Origin of the sequence: Corynebacterium diphtheriae (assembly GCF_001457455.1) — a bacterium.
Lineage (GTDB): Bacteria > Actinomycetota > Actinomycetes > Mycobacteriales > Mycobacteriaceae > Corynebacterium > Corynebacterium diphtheriae.
The window spans coordinates 1,501,626-1,520,214 of the sequence record NZ_LN831026.1; the positions used below are offsets into that span (position 1 = coordinate 1,501,626).

At 50.4% G+C, this 18,589-nt stretch carries 15 protein-coding genes; 2 read left to right on the top strand and 13 right to left on the bottom strand.

Going from position 1 to position 18,589, the window contains the following annotated elements:
- Position 1: 1 nt before the first annotated feature.
- The 7 genes from AT687_RS07270 to mqo all read right to left on the bottom strand — a co-directional run bounded on the left by AT687_RS07270 (position 2) and on the right by mqo (position 7,310).
- The gene (locus AT687_RS07270) at positions 2-1,126 is read right to left on the bottom strand and encodes a GTP-binding protein (protein WP_014319150.1); all 1,125 of its coding nucleotides are present in this window, start codon (positions 1,124-1,126) and stop codon (positions 2-4) included.
- A 19-nt stretch (positions 1,127-1,145) separates the two neighbouring features.
- Positions 1,146-1,391: a methylated-DNA--[protein]-cysteine S-methyltransferase gene (locus AT687_RS13090; RefSeq protein WP_224784717.1), complete on the bottom strand. Its 246-nt coding sequence runs from the start codon at positions 1,389-1,391 to the stop codon at positions 1,146-1,148.
- Positions 1,392-1,644: 253 nt separating this feature from the next.
- Positions 1,645-3,024, bottom strand: a complete 1,380-nt coding sequence (locus tag AT687_RS07280; RefSeq protein ID WP_014319151.1) for a cobyrinic acid a,c-diamide synthase CobB — start codon at positions 3,022-3,024, stop codon at positions 1,645-1,647.
- Entirely contained in the window at positions 3,018-3,638 is a 621-nt protein-coding gene (cobO, locus tag AT687_RS07285; RefSeq protein WP_014319152.1) for a cob(I)yrinic acid a,c-diamide adenosyltransferase, read from the bottom strand. Before cobO ends, AT687_RS07280 begins: the two co-directional genes overlap by 7 nt.
- 123 nt (positions 3,639-3,761) lie before the next feature.
- Positions 3,762-4,574 (bottom strand): vWA domain-containing protein, encoded by an 813-nt coding sequence (locus AT687_RS07290; protein ID WP_014302062.1) that lies wholly within the window; start codon positions 4,572-4,574, stop codon positions 3,762-3,764.
- Entirely contained in the window at positions 4,528-5,613 is a 1,086-nt protein-coding gene (locus AT687_RS07295) for a magnesium chelatase ATPase subunit I (RefSeq protein WP_014319153.1), read from the bottom strand. The genes AT687_RS07290 and AT687_RS07295 overlap by 47 nt, the downstream gene beginning before the upstream one ends.
- Before the next feature lie 197 nt (positions 5,614-5,810).
- Complete coding sequence (mqo, locus tag AT687_RS07300; protein WP_014319154.1) at positions 5,811-7,310, bottom strand: malate dehydrogenase (quinone); 1,500 nt, start codon at positions 7,308-7,310, stop codon at positions 5,811-5,813.
- Positions 7,311-7,686: 376 nt separating this feature from the next.
- Here mqo and AT687_RS07305 point away from each other — a divergent pair, with 376 nt between their 5' ends.
- Positions 7,687-8,700, top strand: a complete 1,014-nt coding sequence (locus AT687_RS07305) for an alpha/beta hydrolase (protein WP_014319155.1) — start codon at positions 7,687-7,689, stop codon at positions 8,698-8,700.
- A 97-nt stretch (positions 8,701-8,797) separates the two neighbouring features.
- Positions 8,798-10,189: a mycothione reductase gene (gene mtr, locus AT687_RS07310; RefSeq protein WP_014319156.1), complete on the top strand. Its 1,392-nt coding sequence runs from the start codon at positions 8,798-8,800 to the stop codon at positions 10,187-10,189.
- A 57-nt stretch (positions 10,190-10,246) separates the two neighbouring features.
- On the opposite strand, the gene AT687_RS07315 is transcribed toward mtr, so the two are convergent.
- The 6 genes from AT687_RS07315 to dxr all read right to left on the bottom strand — a co-directional run bounded on the left by AT687_RS07315 (position 10,247) and on the right by dxr (position 18,356).
- The gene (locus AT687_RS07315; RefSeq protein WP_014319157.1) at positions 10,247-11,686 is read right to left on the bottom strand and encodes a cobyric acid synthase; all 1,440 of its coding nucleotides are present in this window, start codon (positions 11,684-11,686) and stop codon (positions 10,247-10,249) included.
- A 62-nt stretch (positions 11,687-11,748) separates the two neighbouring features.
- Positions 11,749-12,633 carry a type I methionyl aminopeptidase gene (map, locus tag AT687_RS07320; RefSeq protein ID WP_003851946.1) on the bottom strand — a complete coding sequence of 295 codons (885 nt, stop codon included), beginning with the start codon at positions 12,631-12,633 and terminating at the stop codon, positions 11,749-11,751.
- Positions 12,634-12,679: 46 nt separating this feature from the next.
- Positions 12,680-14,536, bottom strand: coding sequence for a penicillin-binding transpeptidase domain-containing protein (locus tag AT687_RS07325; protein ID WP_014319158.1), 1,857 nt, complete (start codon positions 14,534-14,536; stop codon positions 12,680-12,682).
- A gap of 116 nt (positions 14,537-14,652) precedes the next feature.
- On the bottom strand, positions 14,653-15,828 hold the full coding sequence (gene ispG, locus AT687_RS07330; protein WP_014310537.1) for a flavodoxin-dependent (E)-4-hydroxy-3-methylbut-2-enyl-diphosphate synthase: 1,176 nt from the start codon (positions 15,826-15,828) through the stop codon (positions 14,653-14,655).
- Positions 15,829-15,933: 105 nt separating this feature from the next.
- Entirely contained in the window at positions 15,934-17,106 is a 1,173-nt protein-coding gene (locus AT687_RS07335) for a M50 family metallopeptidase (RefSeq protein WP_227917074.1), read from the bottom strand.
- 86 nt (positions 17,107-17,192) lie between these two features.
- Entirely contained in the window at positions 17,193-18,356 is a 1,164-nt protein-coding gene (gene dxr / locus AT687_RS07340; RefSeq protein ID WP_014303562.1) for a 1-deoxy-D-xylulose-5-phosphate reductoisomerase, read from the bottom strand.
- Positions 18,357-18,589: the final 233 nt, after the last annotated feature.

Consider the following 18,589-nt stretch of genomic DNA (forward strand, 5'->3'; position numbering starts at 1 on the left):
GCTAGCTCTTGGCTGCATCGGCGGTGCTCAGCAGTTGTTGTACTTCGGAATCGCTGAGCATGGCGTCATTGAGAAGTTGCTGGGCTTGAGCGTGATCAAAATTTACGCCAATGACGACAATTTCGTTTGAGGGTGTAATTCCGGCTGATTGCCAGTAGCCTGCAGGCGCAATCCGTAGGTCAGGTCCGGCTTGGTGCCATACCTGTACCATATCGATGCGGTCGGAAATCCAGCAGTGTCCTTTGGAACGCACGATGCCACGAGTTGAGCGTAAGGCGGCTATGAGGCGCTGCCGGTCAAAGGGACGATCTCCTTTGAATACGAAAGAGCTAATTCCGTATTCCTCAGTTTCTGGGGTGTGTGGATTATCTAGTTCTGCAACATACCCCTGATAGGTTCGCGCAGTTTCTTCGTCGTAGCACATGGCTCCGAGGAGGTCATTGATGGCATTTCGGTTTTCACCGCTGGCAGTGATGACTCGACCGTCGACAAGTTTGTCGATACTTGCGCGGGGGTTCATACGACGCACGAGTGCTTCGGTGGCATGGTATCGCTCGTCATCGACGAGGTCTGATTTGGTGATGTAAATCTTGTCAGCGAATTCCACTTGATCAACGAGCAAATCAGCAATTGTTCGTTCGTCGTCTTCGGTTACACCTAGATCACGGTCAGTGAGGTAGGTTTTCTTGCCCATGTAGGTCAGGAACTGAGAAGCGTCAACAAGAGTTGCCATCGTGTCGATCGGTGCAATGTCGGCTAGGCGAGTTCCATCGTCCCATACCCATTCGAAGGTGGCGGCAACCGGCATTGGTTCGGATATGCCCGTTGATTCAATCACGATGTGATCGTAGTCGCCGCTTGATGCTAGTGCGCCGACGGACTGGACGAGGTCGTCGCGAAGCGTGCAGCAAATGCAGCCGTTGGTTAGTTCAACAAATTTGTCTTCGCCGCGTTCGAGATGCCCTTCACCTGTGATGAGAGCTGCATCAATGTTGATTTCTGAAAAGTCATTGACAATGACCGCTATTTTTTTGGATTCGCGGTTGGACAGCATTTGGTTGAGAAGCGTGGTTTTTCCTGACCCTAGGAAACCAGACAAGACGGTGACGGGAGTTGAATGCGACATTCCTTAATGGATACCGTTTTCACTTATTATGTGCAACTTCTCGCGTTAACAACGAACGCTTAACGGCAAGACCATAGCGAAATCCACCGTAAGAACCATCAGAACGAATTACACGATGACAAGGCACAAATAATGCCACCGGATTGTTGGCGCATGCCGACGCCGCAGCTCTAACCGCACCTTCATGTCCGCTCATCCGCGCCAACGTTGCATACGATACTGGCGAACCACTCGGAATTCTTCGAAGTGCAGACCATACAGACATCCGAAAATCGGTAGCCTGTTGCAAAAGCGGCACTGTGAGAATCCGTGCGAACCGGCCGTCATAGTACGCACTGATGACATTTTGTATAGATAACGAAACATCAGCCTCTCGCATACTCAGCGGTCGAAGGTCTCTATGGATCAATCCAACAAGTTCGCTCACATTTTCCGTCCACCCTGATGCCAAAATTTTGTGTGTCATCGAATCGGTCACAACACAAAACTGGCCATCAGGAGTGGAAACAAAACCGTACTCAGCGTGCACAGGCCTCGACAAACCTTCTCACCGCGGCGGGAACAGCAGCAGGATGGACATGAAGATAACTAGCATGAACATTGCCAGATACGAATCCTTCAACCTTGGGACTTCCATCCCAAGCACGCCAACCCCATGCGCTATCCCAGCCAGGAACCACTGAATCCGCAATAGCCGTGTGATGGAACTCGTGGCCCGTTACTCGTTCACCAGCGCGATAAATCACCGAATCATGTACCACCACTGCATCACGGTATCCCAGTGTGAGGCGACGCCCCATAGCCCCATGCGTAGGAATAACATCAAGCATCGGACGTCCATCAAGAGTAGATAGCAACCACAATAAGCCGGCACATTCTGCATGTACGGGGATTCCCTGAGCTATCACATCACGCACTTGTTGTTTAAGGTCTGCCCGCTGCTCCAGCACGTCACAATGTTCTTCTGGGAAACCGCCCGGAATGATCAAACCGTCACACTGCGGCAATTGTTCAGACAAAGGATCAAAAGCAACAACCGTTGCACCGGCAGCAGAAAGCATCTCAACATGTTCCGCATAAGTGAAAGAAAATGCCGGACCTCCAGCCAAAGCGATCACTGGTTTATTATCAAGCGCTTCAGCATCGCTCATCCCCATTGCCAACGCCGGATCCCACGCAGGACCGTTATAGGCACAATCGGCTAGCTCAATGAGGGCATTAAGATCAACGTGTTCTTCCACCATAGTTGCCATTGCTGCAACAGCATCTTCAGCCGCATCAAGTTCAACGCTAGTGATAAGCCCCAAATGCCGCGACGGCACCTCAGCGTGATCCACTCTCGGAATTGCTCCCAAAACGCGAACACCAACAGCCTCAACTGCTTCACGACAAACCTCCGCATGCCGATCAGTTCCAACCTTGTTGAGGATCACTCCCGCAATACGAACATGAGGATCAGCAGTAGCAAAACCACGAACAACAGCTCCCACAGACTGGCTCATACCGCGCACGTCGACCACAAGAACCACGGGCAGGCCAAGAGTTGCTGCGATTTCCGCACTTGAGCCTTGTGCTTGGGCATCCGCAGTATTTTGCCCCTGTGCAATTCGACCATCGAAAAGACCCATCACACCTTCAACGACAGCAATATCAGCGTTGGCGCTTCCATGTGCATATAACGGACCGATTAAATCGATTCCGCACATCACAGAGTCTAGATTTCGACCTTGATGCCCCGCAGCCATACCGTGGTAACCGGGATCAATATAATCTGGGCCTACTTTAAAAGGTGCAACTCGCATCTTTCTAGACAACGCGGCCATCATGCCTGTTGCAATTGTGGTTTTTCCCGACCCTGATGAGGTTGCAGCAATGACGAACCCCGGCGTTGTTACCATTCGATTCCCTTTTGCCCCTTGCGACCAACATCCATCGGATGCTTAATCTTTGTCATCTCTGTAACCAAATCAGCGACGTCGATAAGCTCCGGTGCAGCATTTCGCCCTGTGATGACCACATGTTGAGTTCCTAGTCGATTCTTCAACGTCTCAACGACATCGTTGACATCGATCCAACCCCACGCTATAGGATAAGTAAATTCATCGAGTACATAAAAATCATGGGTTTGGGACGCTAACCGCCGCTTAATCTCTTCCCATCCCTCGCGTGCATCACGAGCATGGTCTTCCTCAGATCCCCGCTTCTTTGACCACGACCAGCCATCCCCCATCTTGTGCCATTCAACAGGTCCCCCTACCCCACTATCGATGTGTAATTGGCCTAGTTGTTTGAACACGCTCTCCTCGCCAACACGCCATTTTGCGGATTTGACGAATTGGAAAACTCCGATGCTCATACCTTGATTCCACGCACGTAGCGCCATACCAAAAGCAGCTGTTGATTTACCTTTGCCAGGACCAGTATGAACAGCTGTAATCGGCAACAACCTACGTTGGCGAGTAGTTAAACCATCATCTGGAACCGAAGCTGGATCGAGTTTTCCTTGAGGCATGTGCGTCTCCCTTGCATCCAGTAGTTATATCGTTGATCATGCGAGCAAGTCATGCTTTTTCATATTTTCCGCATAAGCGAGTGAAAAAACGATAACCGCTGTGTGGCATTCTACCGTGAGCGCCTACAGCGCTTTGATCAAACCTGACACCGAATCAGCGTTAAGTTCGTCAAGTTTGACACATAAGCCTTGCAACTGCTGCGCCAGTTCACGAGCCAACCCCAATGTCACCCGACCACCAGACTCACAATCAACTACTACACTGCCGGTAAGACCTCGACGTGCGATCCCTTGAGCTGCCGTGCGTACCCCTGCGAGTCCCGATCCGCCGGTTGCACGTCCATCAGATAATACGACAAGTAGAGCACGCCGGTTCGGCTCCTTAATGAATTCTCTCTTGATAACCGAATGTGCCATGTTGAGTCCTTCGCCCAACGGAGTACGGCCACCCGTGGTCACATTCGAAAGTCTCCGATACGCCACATCGATCGAACCCGTAGGCGGAAGCACTAGTTCTGGTGCTGCACCACGCACACTAATAACTGCTACCTTGTCACGCCTTTGATACGCATCGCGCAGCATCGACAGCACAGCACCGGTGACCGATGCCAGACGATCTTGCCCAGCCATAGAGCCAGAGGCATCAACCACAAATACTATGAGGTTAGATTCCATACCTCTGCGTAACGATCCTCGAAGATCTTCGGGGCGAAAATCAATCATCGAACCGCGGATACGAGCACCACGTTCAGCAGCCGCAAATACTGATCCCACAATATTAATCCCGTGCCCGCCACGCACTGCACGCACTGTAGAACCGTTGGCTGAATATGCTTGCGAACGACGCCCTGCGGCGCCTTCATTACCTATTCCACTACGCCGAAGGATCTTAGGGACGAAAGGGGGCGCCTTGAGAAGCGCTGCCCTCCTGACCACCGGAATCAGGAGTCTGAGTTTCTTGATCGTCTAGATGATCTTCTTGATCAGAAGTTTCGTTTTCTATTTGATCCTCATGTGCTGATTGTTCAGCAGGATCATCCATCTCTGGGTGCTGGTCACGTGCTTCATCCATAACTTCATCAAGTTGGTCTTGATCAAGGCCGGGTTCATCAAACGGATCCCTACGACGTCGATGTGGCAGAGCAAGTTCTGCTGCTACTTTGATGTCCTCGTCAGTCACCAGCGAATCACCGCGCCATGCAGCATGGGCAATAGCAGTACGAGCAATAACGAGATCAGCACGCATGCCATCAACGTCAAAAGAAGCACAAATATGAGCGATACGTGCCAAATTTGTATCATTGAGCACAATGCTATCGACACGTTCTTGCGCGCTCTTGATTGCTTGCGACGTGTTCTCGTCTAGTGCATGCCAGCGTTGTGCAAAGTCAATGGGATCAGATTCAAAATCGAGTCGTCTGCGCATAATTTCTGCTCGAATCTGAACATCCTTCGATGCTGCTACATCTACCGAAAGTCCAAAACGATCGAGCAGCTGAGGCCGCAATTCCCCTTCTTCTGGATTCATGGTTCCTACGAGCACAAAACGAGCAGGAGCTGTATGCGAAATACCATCACGTTCAACAGTCACCTGCCCAGTCGCGGCCGCATCAAGAAGCGCATCAACGAGATGATCAGCCAACAAGTTGACCTCATCGACGTACAAAACACCACCATGCGCTTGGGACAGCAAGCCCGGGCGAAACTTAGCTTTTCCTGTTGTTAGCACAGTCTCCATATCTAACGAGCCAACAACGCGATCTTCCGTTGCTCCGATGGGAAGATTGACCAGTGGCGCATCACCTAGCAACGCTGCAAATGCACGAACCGTCGTCGTTTTTGCGGTTCCCTTTTCACCGCGGATTACTACGCCACCAATTCGTGGTGAAATCGCCGTAAGAATTAACGCGAGTCGTAGTTGATCTTGGCCTACAACGGCAGAAAAAGGAAAAAGCGGAGACTGCTTCGTTGACATTATCTAATCCTTTGAGGAGACGATGAGCTACCGCGCAGCATGAAGTAAACGCTGTAGCTTCAACATGGTCGAACTTCCATTGAGTCTAGCTTAATGAAAATACCTCGCCGAAACGGGCATTTTCTGTGCACCGAACGACGAGGCATTGAGATCTAGGTTAATCCCATATACACCATTAAAGTGTGTACAAAGCAGCTTTACTTCTTATCAAGCCGCAAAGTTGCTTGGGTGTGATCCCAGATCTCGTTGAAGAGCTTCTGATCCGTTGCCAAACGGATACCGTATGAAGGGATCATGTCTTTGATCGTTGGACCCCATTCCACCATCTTCTGACCGAAGCAGCGCTCGAGCAGCTCAAGCATTGCAGCTGGAGCGATAGACGCACCAGGCGAGGCACCCAAGATTCCCGCTACGGAGCCGTCAGCAGAGTTGATCAATGAAGTACCAAACGCAAGAGTCGAGAATCGAGGACCAACAACAGGCTGAATTGCCTGCACACGCTGACCAGCAGTGACCAGCTCCCAATCCTCATTCTTTGCATTAGGCATGTATTCACGCAGCGATTCCATGCGCGCAGCCTGATCCTTCATGACCTCCGTGATGAGGTACTTGGTAAGGCCGAACTCTTGTGCACCAACACCCAAGTAGGACATCAAGTTGGTCGGACGAATCGACTTAAAGAGATCCAAATAGGAGCCCTTCTTCAAGAACTTCGGAGTCCAACCAGCATAAGGGCCAAACAGCAAGCCCTTTTCACCGTCGATCACACGGGTGTCAAGGTGTGGAACCGACATCGGAGGCGCACCAATTGATGCCTTGCCATAAACCTTGGCAGCATGCTGTTCAATAATGTCAGGATTAGTGCATCGTAGCCACTGACCCGAAACTGGGAAGCCGCCCCAACCACGGATTTCCACAATGCCTGTTTTCTGCAGCAATGGCAATGCCATGCCGCCAGCACCAACAAACACAAAGTTAGCGCGAATAACTTGGGTATCTCCGGTATGAACATTCTTGACCGTCACACGCCACTTAGCACCATCACGCTTGATGTCTTTAACTTCGTGCCCATAACGGATCTCGGTGCCATTTTTCTCTGCGGCTTTAAGGAATTGACGCGTCTGGGAACCATAGTTGATGTCCGTACCAGCGTCGGTCCATGAAATAGCAACTTTTTCAAACTCGCTACGACCATCAGCCATAAGCGGCAGCATTTCAGCGAACTTGGCACGATCATCCGTATATTGCATGTTCGGGAACAAAGGGTGCGCAGCAAGCGCCTCGTAGCGCTTCTTCAAATAAGCAACTTGATCCTCGCCACGTCCGAAGGATACGTGTGGAACTGGGTTGATCCACTCACGTGGCGAAGGCAAAACGCCTTCATTTACTTGGTAAGACCAAAACTGACGAGAAATTTGGAACTTTTCGTTAACGCCCAAAGCCTTGTCAATTTGTACCCGCCCCTTCACCTCAGGCGTGTAGTTCAGCTCGCATAGTGCCGAGTGACCTGTACCTGCGTTATTCCAAGGTGAAGAAGATTCTTGCGCGGGGGCATCCAAGCGCTCGAACATAACCTGGGTCCAACCAGGTTCTAGGGTGCGAAGCATTGCACCCAACGTAGCGCTCATAATGCCGGCACCGATGAGCGCAACATCGACCTCGTCGGTGACATGTTGCGCAGTGGTGGAGTCTGCCATTTTAAACTTCCTTGAGTATTGCCTTCGACGTATTTCCCAGTGTCCCATGAACTAAAATCAGCCGATCACTCGGCAACCGCTGTAGGAATTCACACATTTTGTTTTACGTGCTCATCGCCTACAGTTTGAAATATCAACCAAAATGCAAAATAGTTGACACATCCTTAAAAATTCAGTCCATCATCGGTTTAGTGTACGCCTGCAAAGCATTCGATTGAGCAATAACCCACCCATTTGTGGCTGGACCTGCATTTTTATACAGCAGACTTCCCCCTAAAGATAGGGTAAAACCAACTCATTGGGGGCTAGATAATTCCGATTGATTCATCTCAGGCTCACTTACTTGTGCACACCAAACAGACTAAATTTATTGGGTATGACTGCTTCTGATTACGAATGGCAACCCGACATTTTAGGGAAAGACTTTCAACAGCTCGTCATCCCGTTAGGTGCTGATCCCATCAGCGAAGGTGGCGAAGGCGATATATTCGCCACACTTGTGCGCTACGCTCCCGCCGACCAACCAACACCCACAAGCCGGCCCGCAGTCCTTTTTGTCCACGGAATGACCGATTATTTTTTCCAACGCCATGTGGCACAGTGGTTTCATCAGCACGGATTCAGTGTGTACGCACTGGACCTTCGCAAGTGTGGTCGTTCCCATCGCAATAACCAGTCGTGGCACTACATATCGGATATTTCTCGATATTTCGAGGAGTTAGACCGCGCTAAATCCATCATCGAAGAGCTCCACCCAACAATATTTCCTATAGGACACTCAACCGGCGGATTAATTCTTGCCCACTGGTTAGATGGCCTTCGCCAATGCGAGACTTTGCATCCTACGATTCCCGGCGCGATACTCAACAGCCCGTGGCTGGACATGATGACTCCGGCAACGTTCACCCGAGCATTGAGGCCCATATTGACTCGCGCCGCACGACGTTTTCCCCATGCTTCTTTTGGGCGTTCAAAAGAAGGTACCTATGGGCGATCCTTACACGCTAGCCGCAGTGGGGAGTGGGACTATGACATAAGTTTTAAGCCTTTGACCGGTCATCTTCGTAAGCTCGGTTGGTTACATGCCATAGATACGGCACAGTCATTGGTGCACAATGACGCAGTCGATTGCGGCATACCGCTTCTGATGTTGTGTTCTGACCATTCGTCATTACGCGGTAAGTTTTCTCCGCGTGCACAAGTTACTGACACTGTATTAGACGTAGAGCAAATGAAACGATGGGCACCCCATTTATCTGAATACGTCTCTGTGTGCACTATTCGCGGTGCTGTTCATGACGTATATCTCTCTCAGAAACCTGCACGTCTGCAAGCATTGGAGACGTCGGTACGCTGGATGAACAGAATTCTTTCTGAACACACAATCTGATCTTTGCTTCAGCTTCGAAATATATTTTGATACTGATAGTTTGTATGTCATCGTGGCTCACTGCTTCCGGATTCCCTGAAAGGACTCCTCTTTCCTTATGAATAATCAACAACCACGCCATTACGACCTGATCATTGTTGGCTCCGGCTCAGGTAATTCCATCCCAGGTCCCGAATTTGACGATAAATCCATTGCCATCGTGGAAAAAGGGAAATTTGGTGGTACCTGCCTCAACGTAGGGTGCATTCCGACCAAGATGTTCGTATACGCTTCTGAAATCGCCCAGGTCATCGCCGATTCCGAGCGCTTTGGCATTTCGGCTTCTATTGACTCCGTGCAGTGGCCTGACATCGTAGAGCGCGTATTTGCGCATCGCATTGATCCTATTGCAGCAAGCGGCGAAGAATATCGACGCGGGGACAAAACCCCCAATATCGACGTATACGACCAACATGCGCGTTTTATTGCACCTAAAACATTGCAGATTGGCGATGGCGAAAACGCCCCGATTATTTCCGGTGACACTATCGTCATTGCCACCGGTTCGCGTCCATTTATTCCTTCCTATATTGAAGAATCAAAGGTCACCTACTACACCAATGAGACGATTATGCGGATGCCCGATTTGCCGCGTTCCATGGTTGTCTTGGGTGGTGGTTACATCGCTATGGAGTTTGCCCATGTGTTCTCCGCACTAGGAGTAAACGTAACGGTGGTCAATCGTTCGCCTCAGCTTCTTCGTGTACTCGATGAGGATATTTCTCATCGTTTCACTGAAATCACCAAGACCAAGATGGATTGTCGTCTGGGGCGCACAGTGTCCAGCGTTGATCAGGACTCCAATGGTGTCACTTTGACGCTTGACGACGGCTCCACTGCCACCGGCGAAGTGCTTTTGGTGGCAACTGGTCGTATTCCTAATGGTGATCAGATGAATCTGGATTCAGCAGGAATCGACATGGATGGCAAACGCATTAAGGTTGATGATTTTGGTCGCACTACTGCCGACGGTGTGTGGGCGCTAGGTGATGTGTCTTCGCCTTATCAGCTCAAGCATGTTGCTAATGCTGAGATGCGTGCAGTAAAGCATAATTTGCTACATCCTGAAGATCTCAAATCAATGCCGCATCAACATGTTCCTGCAGGTGTATTCACACACCCTCAGATTGCAACAGTAGGCCTTACTGAGCAAGAAGCTCGTGACGCTGGATATTCCATCACAGTGAAGATTCAAAACTATGGTGACGTAGCCTATGGCTGGGCTATGGAAGATACCCAGCATTTTGCGAAGCTCATTGCGGATAAGAAGACTGGACGGTTGCTCGGCGCGCACTTTATCGGCCCTCAAGCCTCCACTCTTATTCAGCAGCTTATTACCGTCATGGCCTTCGATTTGGATGTGCGAGAGGTAGCAACAAAACAGTACTGGATCCATCCGGCACTGCCTGAGCTAACAGAAAACGCACTGCTCGGACTCGATTTCTCCTAATCGCATAAAGCGAAGGGCTGTACAACTATTTTGTTGTACAGCCCTTCGCTTTATTCTTTAGGTAAGCGCTGCAATGAGTTGGTCAAGATCCCAATGTTGTTCGATGGCATCGGCTATCACGTCGAGCTGCTTGTTGCGTTCCGCTTCAAAAGAAGTTGCGGGAGCGACTACAAAGCCTGGGCGTTGTGCGAGTGTAGACACTGTGCCAAGGAAATCACGTCGCGCTTCGTCATCTTCCAAATATCCATGTCGATGAGTACCAAAGTTGCTTTGCGTTCGTGCACCTTCGTTACCAATCCATGGCTGCTCGGTGCTTCGTTCAACACGACCATGGTGGACTTCATATCCACCGTTTTCGTGACGAATCAGTGTCTTTTCAGGATAGAACTTAATATCAACGTCAAAGATCCCCAGGCCTTCCACGGGCGTAGTACTTCCCGATTCCACTGGATCGTCAATGTGTGAACACATCATTTGAAAGCCGCCACAAATACCTAAAATTGGTCGCTGTGACCGTGCACGTTCCATTACTGCGTCAGCGACACCTGTAGAACGCAGCCAGGCTAAATCGCTAAGGGTTGCCTTAGACCCAGGGATGACCACTAAATCGGCTTCTGCGACCGAATCCGGATCAACTGTCCACGTTACAGTGACTCCGGGCTCACAAGCTAGGGCTTCAACATCTGTAGCGTTGGAAACGCGAGGTAGCCGAATAGCAGCGACGCGCAATCGTTGTGTACCCAGTGGCGCAGCTGCTGGGCCAACGGTTGCACCGATTGTGGACTGTAAAGAATCTTCAGCATCAATCCACAAACCATGGATAAACGGAAGTACGGCCACTGTAGGAACTCCGAGACGATCTTCTAGGTCTTGCAGGCCAGGTTCAAGAATCGACACATCGCCACGGAATTTATTGACAACAAACCCCTTGATGCGAGCGCGGTCTGCATCATCAACAATTTGATGAGTTCCATAAAAATGTGCCAGTACCCCACCACGATCAATATCACCCACAATATACACAGGCAGATCGCATTCCTCCGCCAGCCCAAAATTAGCGACATCTGTCGCCCTCAGGTTGGTTTCAGCAGGAGAACCTGCACCTTCACACACAACGACGTCGAAACGCTCACGAAGCGAGTTAAGCGATTCGGAAGCAATTTTTCGAAGCTCAGTGCGGTGCTCGATATAGCTGCGAGCGGATACATTGCCTGTGGCAATACCTCGAACAACGAGCTGTGACGTTCGATCTGATCCTGGTTTTAGCAAGATCGGGTTGAAATCAACGCTGGGGGTAAGCCCGCACGCATATGCTTGCAATGCTTGAGCCCTGCCGATCTCCCCTCCGTCAGGAGTAACTGCCGAATTATTCGACATGTTTTGTGCTTTAAAGGGGGCGACACGCAAACCTCTCCTCGTCAACGCACGACATAGCCCTGCAACAACAACAGATTTACCAGCATCCGACGTACATCCAGCGACGAGGAACGATTTCATGATGTAGCTACTCCCCCTTATTTAGGCAGAAAAACAACCGTCATGGTTATGCACAACTGAGATTAGAATACTTTAACGTCATCGTCTGGGATGCTGAGAATTTCATTTCCATCGTCAGTAATAACCAAAGTGTGTTCAAACTGAGCAGTGAACTTAAAGTCCGTATTTTGCACAGTCCAACCGTCTTCCCAAATACGGTAATCCAACCCACCTAGGTTGATCATCGGCTCGATCGTCAGTGTCATGCCTGGTTCTAAGACATCACGATACGCGTCGGAATCGTAGTGCAAAACTACCAATCCGTTGTGGAAAGTAGTACCAATGCCATGTCCGGTGAAATCTGTGACCACCGAGTATCCAAAACGCTTGGCATACGACTCGATGACACGACCAATGACGTTAATTTCACGACCAGGTTTTGCTGCTCGAATTCCACGCATCGTCGCTTCGTATGTACGCTCCACGAGCAACCGATGTTCTTCGGAAACATTTCCCGCCAAAAACGTCGCGTTAGTGTCTCCATGCACACCATTTTTGTATGCCGTGATGTCAATGTTCACAATGTCGCCATCTTGAATCACCGTGGTATCCGGGATGCCATGACAAACGATCTCGTTCAAACTTACGCACGACGATTTTGTGAATCCTCGATATCCCAAGCACGAAGGGTATGCACCGTGATCACACATGTACTCGTGGGCAATTCGGTCGATCTCATCAGTGGTAACTCCAGGAGCTACCGCAGCACCGGCAACGTGCAAAGCGTTTGCCGCGATCTTTGAAGCCTCGCGCATAGCCTCGATTGTTTCCGGAGTCTGGATGAAAGGCTCTCCAATTGCCTCTTGAACTTCATCTTTCCAAACGTATTCAGGTCGATCAATGTATGCCGGAACCTCACGAATCGGGGTGGGATGTCCAGGTTTTAAAGGTTCTCGAGTAATAGCCATAAAACTATGCTAACCCTAATAAGGCTCCGCCGGTACCAACGGGGTACTACTCCGATACTGCAATACCCGCGTTGAGATCATCAAGAGTAGTGAAAAAGTTATCCACTAGGGCAACTGAGGCTTCCGAACCACCGCCTAAAACAACCAAGCTTGCAAACGCGATGTCATCCCTATAGCCGGTAAACCATGCGTGGGATCCCCCATTGATTTCAGCCTCACCAGTCTTGCCGAAAATCTTGCCTCCGGCACGCATACCTGCTGCAGTGCCGCCCGGCGCGGTCACAGCACCCATGAGACGTCGTAGTTGCTCAACAGTTTCTGGTTTGAGGCCATTTGCGGTTCCAGAAACCTTTGTTGTAGTGCCAGAAACGAGCGTTGGTGTTGGGGTCTTTCCTGCCGCAGCGGTCGCCGATACTAAAGCCATTCCAAATGGGCTTACGAGCACTTCGCCCTGACCATAACCGGCTTCCGTTCGTGCAAGTTCAGTATCTCCCTGTGGGATGGAACCGGTAAGAGTATTAAGCCCTGGAATGTCGTAATCGATTCCGATCCCAAAATCGCGACCGATTTCTTTGAGTTGTCCTTTGTTAAGTTGCTCTGAAATGTTGGCAAATGTGGTGTTGCAGGATCGTGCGAATGCTTTTTGTAGCGGAACGTTTCCTAGGGAGAAGCCGTTGTAATTGGTTACCGTTCGGCCATAGATGTTCATAGTTCCAGGGCATGGCACGATTGAATCTGCGTTTAGACCTTGATCTTGGATACCAGCAGATGCTGTCACGATCTTGAAAGTAGATCCTGGCGGATACTGTCCGTTGAGTGCTAGGTCGCCTTGTTTATCTGCTAGATCTGACTGTGCAATAGCTAGAATTTCGCCTGTTGATGGCCGAATCGCTACCAACATGGTTTGTTTGTCTTTGCGAAGATTGACGGCACGTTCCGCAGCAACTTGCACATTATGGTTCAAGCTGATGCGAATTGCTGGCGCAACCTGAGGAGCATGCCTTTCGATGGTTTGCATGGAGGCACCGTCTTGTGTGACTGCGTCGACACTCCAACCATTTGCTCCTGCCAGTTGGTCGTTCACTAACGACGACACCCGCCGAATGACATCAGGTGCGAAGTTGGGGTCTTTGTTAACCATCGCAGCCTCTTTATTAAGTCGGATTCCCGATACTCCTGCCAGCGCCTGTTTTATACTGTCGCCTGCACGTTCGTTAACCACTGCAAGTGAATATGAACCACGATTGGTTTCTAATGCTTGCTGAATGTCGCTGGCAGATAGCTCTGGAACCGTCTCGTCAGCTGCACGAGCAGCACGGAGGTGCGTTGCGATAGTTTGTGCCGTAGCAGCTTTGTCGATGATGTGTTGAGTATCGGCGATCAAACGATACTGGACTCCTGGCACAAGAACCTCTGCCCCATCGGATGAGACAACGCTTGCGCGTTCGGCATTAATGGCACGTAGTTCAAGGTGCTGATTCGCAGCCAATTTGGGGTGTACTGCTGCAGGCTGCCACCGAATTGTCCACTGATCATTAATTCGGTTTAGCGTCATAGAGGTGTCATAGGACAATGTGCGGTCTTTAGGCAGTTTCCATGTCAACGTGTATTTCGCAGTCGCTACAGTGTCTTTGGCGTCGACCTTATTGAGGGATACGTCAAGCCCTTCTGCCTGCAGTCCTTCCCACGATCGTGAGAGCAATTCACGGGCTGAATCATCTTGGTCTGTAAGCTGCGCTGCAGCATCAAAATCTTGTGCTGCTACGCTGTGAAAGAATTCTTCCGCCACAGGTTGTGCCGATTTAGGCTTTGGCGTACATGCCGTCAAGCTGCTTCCTACAAGGCACACAGCCAAGGTGATTCCAGTTGCACGGCGAGCCAATCGAGCAGAGACGATGTCCATGGCGACAAGGCTAACACTGGCGTGACGTCACTCTATTGTGCAACGCCCGAGCACAAATAAGAAAGGGTGCACGGAAATATTCCGATGCACCCTTGAAACCTCCGAGAGGTCAATTACTATCGAGTAATTTTTACCTGAGGTCCAGCGCCCTCCTCAATTTCGAGGCCTTCTGCTTCCGCCAATCGAACGGCTTCTTCGATTAGAGTCTCCACAATTTGAGATTCCGGAACTGTCTTAATGACTTCACCACGGACAAAGATTTGTCCCTTGCCATTGCCGGAAGCAACGCCCAAATCAGCATCTCGTGCTTCGCCAGGACCGTTCACCACACATCCCATCACTGCTACGCGCAACGGAATACTCATGCCGTCCAAAGCGGCTGTAACCTCTTCAGCCAACGAATACACATCGACCTGTGCTCGACCGCACGATGGGCACGAAACGATTTCAAGCCCTCGTTTACGGAGGTTTAGAGACTGAAGGATCTGATCGCCTACTTTGATCTCTTCTACTGGATCAGCAGAAAGAGAAACACGGATAGTATCGCCAATACCTTGCGAGAGTAATGAACCAAAAGCCACTGACGATTTAATCGTTCCTTGGAATGCAGGTCCAGCTTCAGTAACGCCTAGGTGCAGTGGATAGTCGCTTTGGGCTGCTAGCTGACGGTATGCCTCAACCATGACCACCGGATCATTGTGCTTCACAGAAATCGCAATATCGCCGAAACCAGAGTCTTCAAACAAACCGGCTTCCCATAATGCTGATTCCACCAATGCTTCCGGAGTGGCCTTGCCGTATTTTTCCATGATGCGCTTATCCAAGGATCCAGCGTTGACACCAATGCGAATCGGGATTCCTGCGTCTCCGGCTGCCTTTGCCACTTCTTTAACACGACCATCAAATTCTTTGATATTGCCGGGGTTAACACGAACCGCAGCACAACCTGCATCAATAGCAGCAAAGATATATTTAGGCTGGAAGTGAATATCGGCAATCACTGGAATAGGCGATTTTTTAGCAATAGCAGGCAACGCCTCAGCATCAACAGTCTTGGGGCAGGCAACACGGACAATGTCACATCCCGAGGCCGTCAACTGCGCAATTTGCTGCAACGTAGCGTTGACGTCGTGAGTCTTGGTGGTTGTCATCGACTGAACAGATACTGGGTAGTCCGAGCCAACACCAACATTTCCCACCATTAATTGGCGGGTCTTACGGCGTGGGGCGAGGACGGGCAACGGTGCATCAGGCAATCCGAGTCCGATGGGCTGACCGGTAGGGGTGGACACTAAACATGCTCCTTGATACAGAAATGAACAATCGTTACCTAGGTGTAAGACAGATGATGAAAATTCTACCACCGTAGTGGCGCAGCCTTCGCCGCCACCTCTCTGCTACCCCAAAAGCCGGATGGGATTAACAACGTCCGCCACAATCACCAATGCACCAACGGCAAGAAGTAGACCCGCAACCGCAAAGGTCAATGGCATAAGTTTTGTGTAGTCCGCTGGACCGGCTGGTTGCAAGCCACGGCGCTTACGGAAGGCGTCGCGAAGCTTCTCATAAATCACAACGGCTATATGTCCACCATCAAGAGGCGGAAGCGGAATCAGGTTAAACAATGCTAGGAAGAAGTTCAGACTAGCGAGCATCATGAAAAATGAAGACCAATAAGAATGCTGAACTAGTTCTCCTCCAACTCGCGATGCACCAACAACGCTCATTGGGCTGTTGTGATCACGCTCGCCACCAACAATCGCGGCAGCAACACCAGGTAGCTTTGCCGGAAATTGTGCGAGTCCTTCAACAGTCGCACCGACCATATGCGCTGAAAATACCGCAGCACCTGATACCGCAGTCACAGGGTTGTACTGAATCACCGTGTTCTTCAACGGTGCACTGCTCACGCCTATGGCACCTGCTACCAGATCGTCACCATTCGTCGATAAGCGGTGAACTTCTTGAACATGAATAACAACGTCGCGGCGCACCCCATCGCGATCAATGGTGAAAGTCAAATCCTGGTTTGGTTTATCAAAAACATAGGAGCGGACAGCTGCGAAACTATCAACATTCTTGTGATCGATCGCCACGATAACGTCGCCTGTTTGAATTCCCGCCCGTGCTGCGGGTCCTTGCCCCTCACACGGGGAAAGCGTGGTCGCATCGAGCTGTTTACTCGGCACACAGGCAACTTCACCCACTACTGGCGTTGTATCCACCTTCAAATTAGGCAATCCCACAACACAAGCCACAAAATACAGCGTGACAAAGCCAACCAAGATGTTCATCAAAATGCCGCCAAGAAGCACAATGATGCGCTGCCACCACGGCTTATGCATCATCGCATGAGGAGCCTCTTCGGGCGTTACCTGATCCTGGTTTGTCATTCCGGCAATATCGCAAAACCCGCCGAGAGGAAACGCTTTAAATCCGTATTCCGTATTCCCTCGCCGATACGAAGCGATTGTTGGGCCAAACCCAATAAAAAATCGACGAACTCGCATCCCAAAAGCACGGGCAGCCATAAAATGGCCCCATTCATGCAGAGCAATAGTGATGGCAATGCCAGTCGCAAATCAAACAACGCCAAGTAAATATGAGGCCACGGGTGCACAAACTCCTTGCAGGGTACCTACAACAACGCAACTAATCAGCGAGAAAGCTTATCGACGAGCGCGTCTGCTCGTCTACGCGACTCACTTTCGTGCGCAATAATTTCTTCGACCGATGAGGCTACACCAGCAAACTGTGAAGATCCTGCCACCACTTCGCCGACAATATCGACAATCTGCGGGAACCTAATGCGCCCACGAAGAAACGCAGCGGCCGCCTGCTCGTTTGCCGCGTTATACACTGCTGGATACGTTCCCTGTTTCAAAGCCACCTCGCGCGCTAACTCAACTGCGGAGAAAGCCTCATTATCTACTGGCATGAAATCCCACGTACTTGCTTGAGAGAAATCCAAAGCCGGTTGCGCCTCTGGAACTCGGTGAGGCCATGCCAAGGCATGAGAAATTGACAGCAACATGGATGGTGGCGATGCTTGAGCAATTGTTGCACCATCACAAAACGTGACCATCGAATGAACAATCGACTGCGGATGAACAGTCACCTCAATACGGTCAGCTGGGATGTCAAAGAGCAAAGTTGCCTCAATTAACTCCAATCCTTTATTTATCAAAGTAGCCGAATTCAATGTATTCATCTGCCCCATCGACCACGTTGGATGTGCCGCAGCTTGCTCAGGAGTAACATCCCACATCTCCTCCCGTGTCCAGCCGCGGAATGGGCCACCTGAAGCAGTCAGAACCAACTTTGACACTTCCGATGATGCCCCTGATCGCAAACACTGCGCCATCGCAGAATGCTCGGAATCCACAGGCACGATCTGCCCCGGGGCTGCCTGAGATGTAACAAACGTACCACCGGCAACCAACGATTCCTTATTAGCTAAGGCCAGAACTTCACCTAGTTGAATCGTAGCCAAGGTGGCCCGTAGCCCCATGGAACCCACAAGGCCATTAAGTACCGTATCCGCTGGCACCGACTCAACGAGGTCGGTAGCGGCATCAGTTCCACTTAATACCGCTGCCCCAAGTGCACGACTGACTTGAGTTGCCGATTTCTCATTGGCCACAGCAACATGGTCTGCCGCCAAACCCAGCATCTGGGCTTGCTGGATAATTAATTGTGGCTCTCGGCCACCCGCGGCAATACCTACCACCTCAAATTGGTCTTGGCGCGAAGCTATAACCTCAAGCGCCTGAGTGCCGATGGAACCAGTGCTGCCCAGAATCAAGATTTTCTTTCTCACCTAATCCATTATGTCCCATGAAACAACCTGCGGGATTCTCAGCGCGTTTGTTCGTTGCTCGGACTATAGATTCCCCCCTTATGGGCGCCATCTTTAGGATGAAAGATAGGGGGAAAATGGTGAATTCACCTTGATTTACAACGCTGAATCTACTTATTTGTCAAACAACTATGCATAATCACACAGTTCAAATCGCTTTGAAACACTGAATGTGCCACAATAAGAACCGAATC